This is a genomic window from Bacillus sp. JJ1127, assembly GCF_036965845.1.
Classification (GTDB): Bacteria; Bacillota; Bacilli; order Bacillales; family Bacillaceae_G; genus Bacillus_A.
In genome coordinates this window covers 231-6,785 of the sequence record NZ_JBALQK010000063.1, presented here as the reverse complement: position 1 = coordinate 6,785, position 6,555 = coordinate 231, and the positions used below count along the sequence as shown (strand labels likewise).

The 6,555-nt window shown below is 36.0% G+C and carries 5 protein-coding genes; 4 read left to right on the top strand and 1 reads right to left on the bottom strand.

The features are described from left to right. The first annotated feature begins 86 nt into the window (after window positions 1–86). The 3 genes from dapA (at window position 87) to V7183_RS08145 (ending at window position 4,109) form a co-directional block, all read left to right on the top strand. Window positions 87–983: a 4-hydroxy-tetrahydrodipicolinate synthase gene (gene dapA, locus V7183_RS08155; protein WP_335359187.1), complete on the top strand. Its 897-nt coding sequence runs from the start codon at window positions 87–89 to the stop codon at window positions 981–983. 38 nt (window positions 984–1,021) lie between these two features. Next, a complete protein-coding gene (locus V7183_RS08150; RefSeq protein ID WP_335359171.1) occupies window positions 1,022–2,506 on the top strand; it encodes an aldehyde dehydrogenase family protein in 1,485 nt (494 codons plus the stop codon). Between the two features lie 112 nt (window positions 2,507–2,618). Next, window positions 2,619–4,109, top strand: a complete 1,491-nt coding sequence (locus tag V7183_RS08145) for an alanine/glycine:cation symporter family protein (RefSeq protein WP_335359170.1) — start codon at window positions 2,619–2,621, stop codon at window positions 4,107–4,109. Between the two features lie 163 nt (window positions 4,110–4,272). Here V7183_RS08145 and V7183_RS08140 read toward each other — a convergent pair whose 3' ends face one another. Beyond that, on the bottom strand, window positions 4,273–5,079 hold the full coding sequence (locus tag V7183_RS08140) for an alpha/beta fold hydrolase (protein ID WP_335359169.1): 807 nt from the start codon (window positions 5,077–5,079) through the stop codon (window positions 4,273–4,275). A 196-nt stretch (window positions 5,080–5,275) separates the two neighbouring features. Here V7183_RS08140 and ppaC point away from each other — a divergent pair, with 196 nt between their 5' ends. Then, a complete protein-coding gene (gene ppaC / locus V7183_RS08135) occupies window positions 5,276–6,208 on the top strand; it encodes a manganese-dependent inorganic pyrophosphatase (RefSeq protein WP_335359168.1) in 933 nt (310 codons plus the stop codon). Window positions 6,209–6,555: the final 347 nt, after the last annotated feature.

Sequence of the window (6,555 nt, the reverse complement as noted above, 5' to 3'; positions counted from 1 at the left end):
AAAATGGATTTATATATTCTGCATATGAAGAACAAGGTTGCTAGTAGGAAAAAACAATATTGTAATTTTAAAGGGGAGAGATGATGATGCAAAGTATAAAAGGGGCATTTCCAGTATTAATTACACCGATGAATGAGTTACAAGAAGTTGATTGGAACGGAGTAAAGCAAAACGTTAACTACTTTATTAAGCAAAAGGTTGCTGGCATTATAATCAATGGAAGTACGGGAGAGTTTGTGAGTTTATCTAAAGAAGAAAGATGTAAGATGGTTGAAACTGTATTAAAAGAGGTAGATGGTCGTATCCCTGTGATTGTCGGGACTGCTGCTGAAACAACGAAAGAAACAATTGAATATACAAAACATGCAGAGGTGAACGGTGCAGATTGTGCACTAATTATTAACTCTTATTATTGTAAACCGAAAGAAGAAGAGATTTATTTTCATTTCAAAGAAATTTCAAATGCTGTAAATATACCAATTATGCTCTATAATAATCCGTTTACATCTGGTGTCGATATGAGTACAGAACTCATGCTTCGTATTGGGAAAGAATGTGAGAGGGTGACTCATATTAAAGAATCAAGCGGAGATATCCGCAAAGCGAGAGATTTGGTGAGAAAGGGAAAAGGATCCTTTGAAGTTTTTTGCGGGTCCGAGGATTTAGTTATGGAATCCTATTTAGTAGGAGCTACAGGCTGGGTTTCTGTGGCAGGAAATATAGTTCCAGGACTTGTTACACAAATGTATGAGTACTTTCAAAATGGTGAGTTAGAAAAAGCTTGGGAAATGAATGATAGAATTTTGCCTCTTTGCGCATTTCTTGAAGGGTCAGGAAAATATGTGCAAATTGTGAAGCGGGCGATGGAATTAAATGGGCAAGCTGGAGGGCCATCTCGTTATCCGCGCTTAGGATTGACACCTGAAGAAGATCAAAAGCTGCAAGATATTTTATCACAAATTACTGCAAATTCAGCTATATAAAATAAATTCATTTATGTAATGAAAGGGGAGTATAAAACGTGTTAACGACAAAAATTGAATTGAAACCAAGGGTAAAAGAGTTTTTAAATAAGGAAATCAAACTGTTTATTAATGGTGACTTTGTATCTTCTATTAGCGGGAAAACATTTGAAACGTTGAATCCAGCTACGGAAGAAGTTCTTGCTGTTGTTAGTGAGGCGCAAGCTGAAGATGTTGATAGAGCAGTGAAAGCTGCAAGACAGGCTTTTGAAGCGGGACACTGGGCTGAAATGACTACTGCTGAAAGAGCACATCTTATATACAAACTAGCTGATTTAATCGAAGAACATAAAGAAGAACTAGCACAGCTAGAAGCGTTGGATAATGGTAAACCATATCAAGTTGCACTTGAAGATGATATTCCAGCGACAGTGGAAAATTATCGTTATTATGCTGGCTGGGCTACAAAAATTTTAGGGCAAACAATACCTATTTCAAAAGATTATTTAAATTATACACGTCATGAACCGATTGGTGTTGTTGGTCAAATTATTCCTTGGAATTATCCATTAGTTATGTCTGCTTGGAAAATGGGAGCGGCTCTTGCGACAGGTTGTACGATTGTGTTAAAACCAGCAGAGCAAACACCGCTATCTTTATTATATGTAGCGGAGCTTTTTAAAGAAGCAGGTTTTCCAAAGGGCGTCGTAAACTTTGTTCCAGGTTTTGGGCAAGAAGCTGGGGCAGCAATTGTAAATCATCATGATATTGATAAAGTAGCTTTTACAGGTTCAACAGTTACAGGGAAATATATTATGCGTCAATCTGCTGAAACAATCAAACATGTAACGCTAGAACTTGGTGGTAAGTCTCCTAACATTATTTTAGAAGATGCTGACTTATCAGAAGCTATTCCTGGAGCATTCCAAGGTATTATGTATAATCATGGTCAAAACTGCAGTGCAGGTTCCCGTGTATTTGTTCATCGGAAACATTATGAGAGAGTAGTAGAAGAACTTGTAAACATGGCGAATAACGTAAAGCTTGGTGCAGGTATGGAAAAAGACACAGAAATGGGACCGCTTGTCTCTAAAAAACAGCAAGAGCGTGTACTACATTATATTGAACAAGGAAAAGCTGAAGGTGCAACAGTTGCAGTAGGCGGAGAAAAGGCATTTGAAAAAGGCTACTTTGTTCAGCCGACAGTTTTTACAAATGTTACCGATGATATGACAATTGCAAAGGAAGAAATATTTGGCCCAGTCGTTGTAGTCATGCCATTTGATTCAGTTGAGGAGGTAATTAAAAGGGCAAATCATTCTACCTATGGGCTAGCTGCTGGCGTATGGACTCAAAATATTAAAACTGGACATCAAGTAGCAAATAGATTAAAGGCAGGAACAGTCTGGATTAATGATTACAATTTAGAAAACCCAGCAGCACCATTCGGTGGTTATAAACAGTCAGGAATTGGGCGTGAATTAGGATCGTATGCGCTTGATAACTACACGGAAGTAAAGAGTGTTTGGGTGAATATAAAGTAATGATCAAATAGGAAAGCTAACGGACAACTTGAATGAACGATGAAGTTGTCCGTTTTGTTTTTAAGCATGCAATATATAAATCTTTTTCAACACAATTATGAGGGGGATTGGGATGGAAAAGTTAATAGAGTGGTTAGTAGGACAAGTATGGAGTATAGGATTAGTTGTTTTTGCGCTGGGTGCAGGTGTGTATTTCACAATTGCGACTCGCTTTTTACAAATTCGGTATTTTAAAGAGATGATCAAATTATTATTTGAAGGAAAGAGTTCAGAGACTGGTATATCTTCATTTCAAGCATTTTGTTTAGCCTTATCGGGCCGGGTTGGAATTGGGAATATTGCTGGTGTAGCGACAGCGATTGCTTTTGGAGGCCCAGGTGCTGTTTTCTGGATGTGGGTTATGGCATTACTAGGGGCAGCTAGCGCATTCATTGAATCAACACTTGCCCAATTATACAAAAGTAAAGTAGGAAATGAATATCGCGGAGGTACACCATACTTTATTGAAAAAGGCTTGAAGGTAAAATGGTTCGCAGTAGTTGTGGCCATTGTCGTCACGATTTCATATGGCGTTTTATTACCAGGAATTCAATCAAGTAGCATTGCGGTTGGATTTGAAAATTCATCAGGTGTAAGTAAGTATATAACAGGTATCCTTTTAGTTATATTGCTAGCGGCGATTATATTTGGAGGAGTAAAGAGAATTGCAATTGTTTCTCAAACTCTGGTTCCTTTTATGGCAATCGGTTATGTCGTAGTGACATGTATCGTTTTAATTGCAAATGTGACAGAAATTCCTCATATGTTTGCGCTCATTTTCTCGAGTGCATTTGGCATCAATGAAATGTTTGGAGGAATTGTTGGAGCGGCAATTGCCTGGGGAGTAAAAAGGGCTGTATTTTCAAATGTTGCTGGTGTTGGAGAAGCAACATATAGTTCAGCAGCAGCTGAAGTATCACATCCTGCTAAACAAGGGTTAGTCCAAGCTTTTTCTGTGTATATAGATACAATTGTTGTATGTACAGCGACAGCTCTTATGATTCTGATAACCGGTATGTATAATGTTATACCTGATGGAAAAGATGCAATTGTGAAAACGATGGGGAATGTTGAGCCAGGCCCAATATATACCCAACAAGCTGTTGAAACTGTAGTTACAGGTTTCGGTCCATTATTTGTTTCTATCGCTATTTTTTTCTTCGCATTCACTACTTTACTAGCGTATTACTATATTGCAGAAACTACACTTACTTACTTGGATCATAAATTAAAATTAAAATGGCTAAAAACCGTTTTGAAAATTGGATTTTTAATAATGGTTTATATTGGTAGTGTGGAATCAGCTTCTCTTTTATGGAATCTGGGTGATTTAGGAATAGGCAGTATGGCATGGCTTAACCTTTTGGCGATTTTACTGCTAAGTAAGACAGCTTTAAAAGTATTAAGAGATTATGAAACGCAGAAAAAAGAAGGGAAAGATCCTGTTTTTAATCCTAAAAAAGTAGGAATTGAAGGTGTTGAATTTTGGGAAGAGAGATGTAAAGAGGTGAAAGACAAGACTTCTAAAAAAAGTGTACCGATTGATGAGAGTATAAAATTTTAGTTTATGGTATCAAGCACATTTTAAAGTTTTTATTCTGAAAATTCAATTAATATCCAGGGTGAATTATTACTTCGAAAAAGGCCATCATTTTGAATGGCCTTTTTGTGTTGGCTAGAAAATAAGTTTTTAAAGTCTCAACACATTATATTGTTTGTGAAATACATTATGAGAGTGATTCAATAAAAGCATGTAACACGTTATTAAAATGGTCGGTTTCTTCTAAAAATGGGCAATGACAGCTATTTTCAAAAATAACGAGTTGAGAATTATGAATGTGTTTGTGTAAATGTTCTCCTGCAGCAACTGGGATTAATTTTTCTTCTCTCCCAAAGCAAAGCAAGGTTGGTTTTGTAATTGTCTTTAATTCTTCACGGTAATCAACAACGGTTTGATCAAATAAAATAGCGCTTGCAATGGATGCTGGAACTTTTGTGACTTCTTCAAGTATCCAGGTGAAATCTTCTGTGGAAAGGGGTTCTTTAAACATAAGAGGAATAAAGCCTTTTAGAAACTCAGTTTGATTTGTTTGAATCTCTCTCATCAAATGAATCAGTGTTGGAAAATCAAAGGCACCGATAGAGAAATCAGGCCATTTAAAATCTGATGCTAGTTCATCAACGATTACCGAACCTTGTATATTTTGTTCCCCAAATTGTTTTATATATTCCCATACAACAAATGCTCCCATTGACCAGCCTACTAATGTAACATCTTTTAACGCTAAAGCCTCTATAAAGGTATGCAAATCATGAGCATAGTTTGTGATTGTGTGACCAGTTTCGATGTGCGAAGAACGTCCGTGTCCTCGTAAATCAATGGAAATAGCACGGTATTTATCACTGAAATAAGGAATTTGTTTATGAAAAAAGCGACTACTCATCCAAACCCCATGAATAAAAAGAACAGGTTTACCTTTTCCTTGATCTTCATAGTATAATTCCACATTATTTTCAAGTTTTATTTTAGGCATATTAGAAAGCCTCCTTATAATAAATAGCTTTTTTATAAGTTTATTATGCTTTCAAGGTTTTTTTCCTCTTATGTAGGCGAAGTGTAGTGTTTTTATGTAAAAATGAAAGAAACTTGATTTTATTTATAAAAAATGTGTTTAAAATATTGTCATATTTGCTTCTTTAAGATATCCTTTTCATGAAGAGGTGGAAAACATGGAAAAAGTATTAGTTTTCGGGCATAAAAACCCAGATACAGATGCAATTTGTTCTGCGATTGCTTATGCAGAGTTGAAAAAAGAATTAGGAATGAATGCTGAGCCTGTACGTTTAGGTGAAATCAGCGGTGAAACTCAATTTGCGTTAGATCATTTTAAAGTAGAAGGACCGCGTTTTGTTGAAACAGTTGCAAACGAAGTGGACAATGTTATTTTAGTTGACCATAACGAACGTCAACAAAGTGCTAACGATATCGAATCTGTTCGTGTGTTAGAAGTTATTGACCATCACCGTATTGCTAACTTTGAGACAAGCGATCCTATCTACTATCGTTGTGAGCCAGTTGGTTGTACAGCTACAATCTTAAACAAAATGTACAAAGAAAACGGCGTTGCAATTCGTAAAGAGGTTGCAGGTTTAATGTTATCTGCAATTATCTCAGATTCTTTACTATTTAAATCTCCAACTTGTACAGAACAAGACGTAGCTGCGGCTCGTGAATTAGCGGAAATCGCTGGTGTTGACGCAGAAAGCTACGGCTTAGAAATGTTAAAAGCTGGTGCAGATTTAAGCGGTAAAACAATGGAGCAATTAATCTCCCTTGATGCAAAAGAATTCCAAATGGGCAATGCAAAAGTTGAAATCGCACAAGTAAACGCTGTCGATACAAACGACGTTCTTGTACACCAAGCGGAATTAGAAAAAGTAATCTCTGCAGTAGTAGAAGAAAAAGGTCTAGACTTATTCTTATTTGTTGTAACTGATATCTTAACTAACGATTCTGTTGGTCTTGCTATCGGTAAAGCAGCAAACGCTGTTGAGAAAGCATACAATGTAGCATTAGAGAACAATACTGCTACTTTAAAAGGTGTTGTTTCTCGTAAAAAACAAATCGTTCCTGTATTAACAGAAACATTCCAAGCTCTATAATATATAGTAAGTTTGGATAATAGAAAAAAGGCAAGCAGTCGAAAAGTCTGCTTGCCTTTTTATTATGGAAAGTTAGAAAAGCTTTCATATTGTATCTCGATGAACCTGTCAATTTTGACAGGTTTTTTATTTTTGACTCTGTTAAACTTAACTGTTGATTTTCCTATTAAAAAAACGAGAAGGAATGCGTGATGCAACCTATTACTTGTGCTAAGTTAGTTAATATTTCCAATTTTTGTGATATAATTAACCATATAAAAAGACAGAAAGGAGTAATACTTATCAAACATCATTTCCCTTAATATCGGAATACCTCAAAAATTACTGTTTCAAGGAAAAGAAATTGA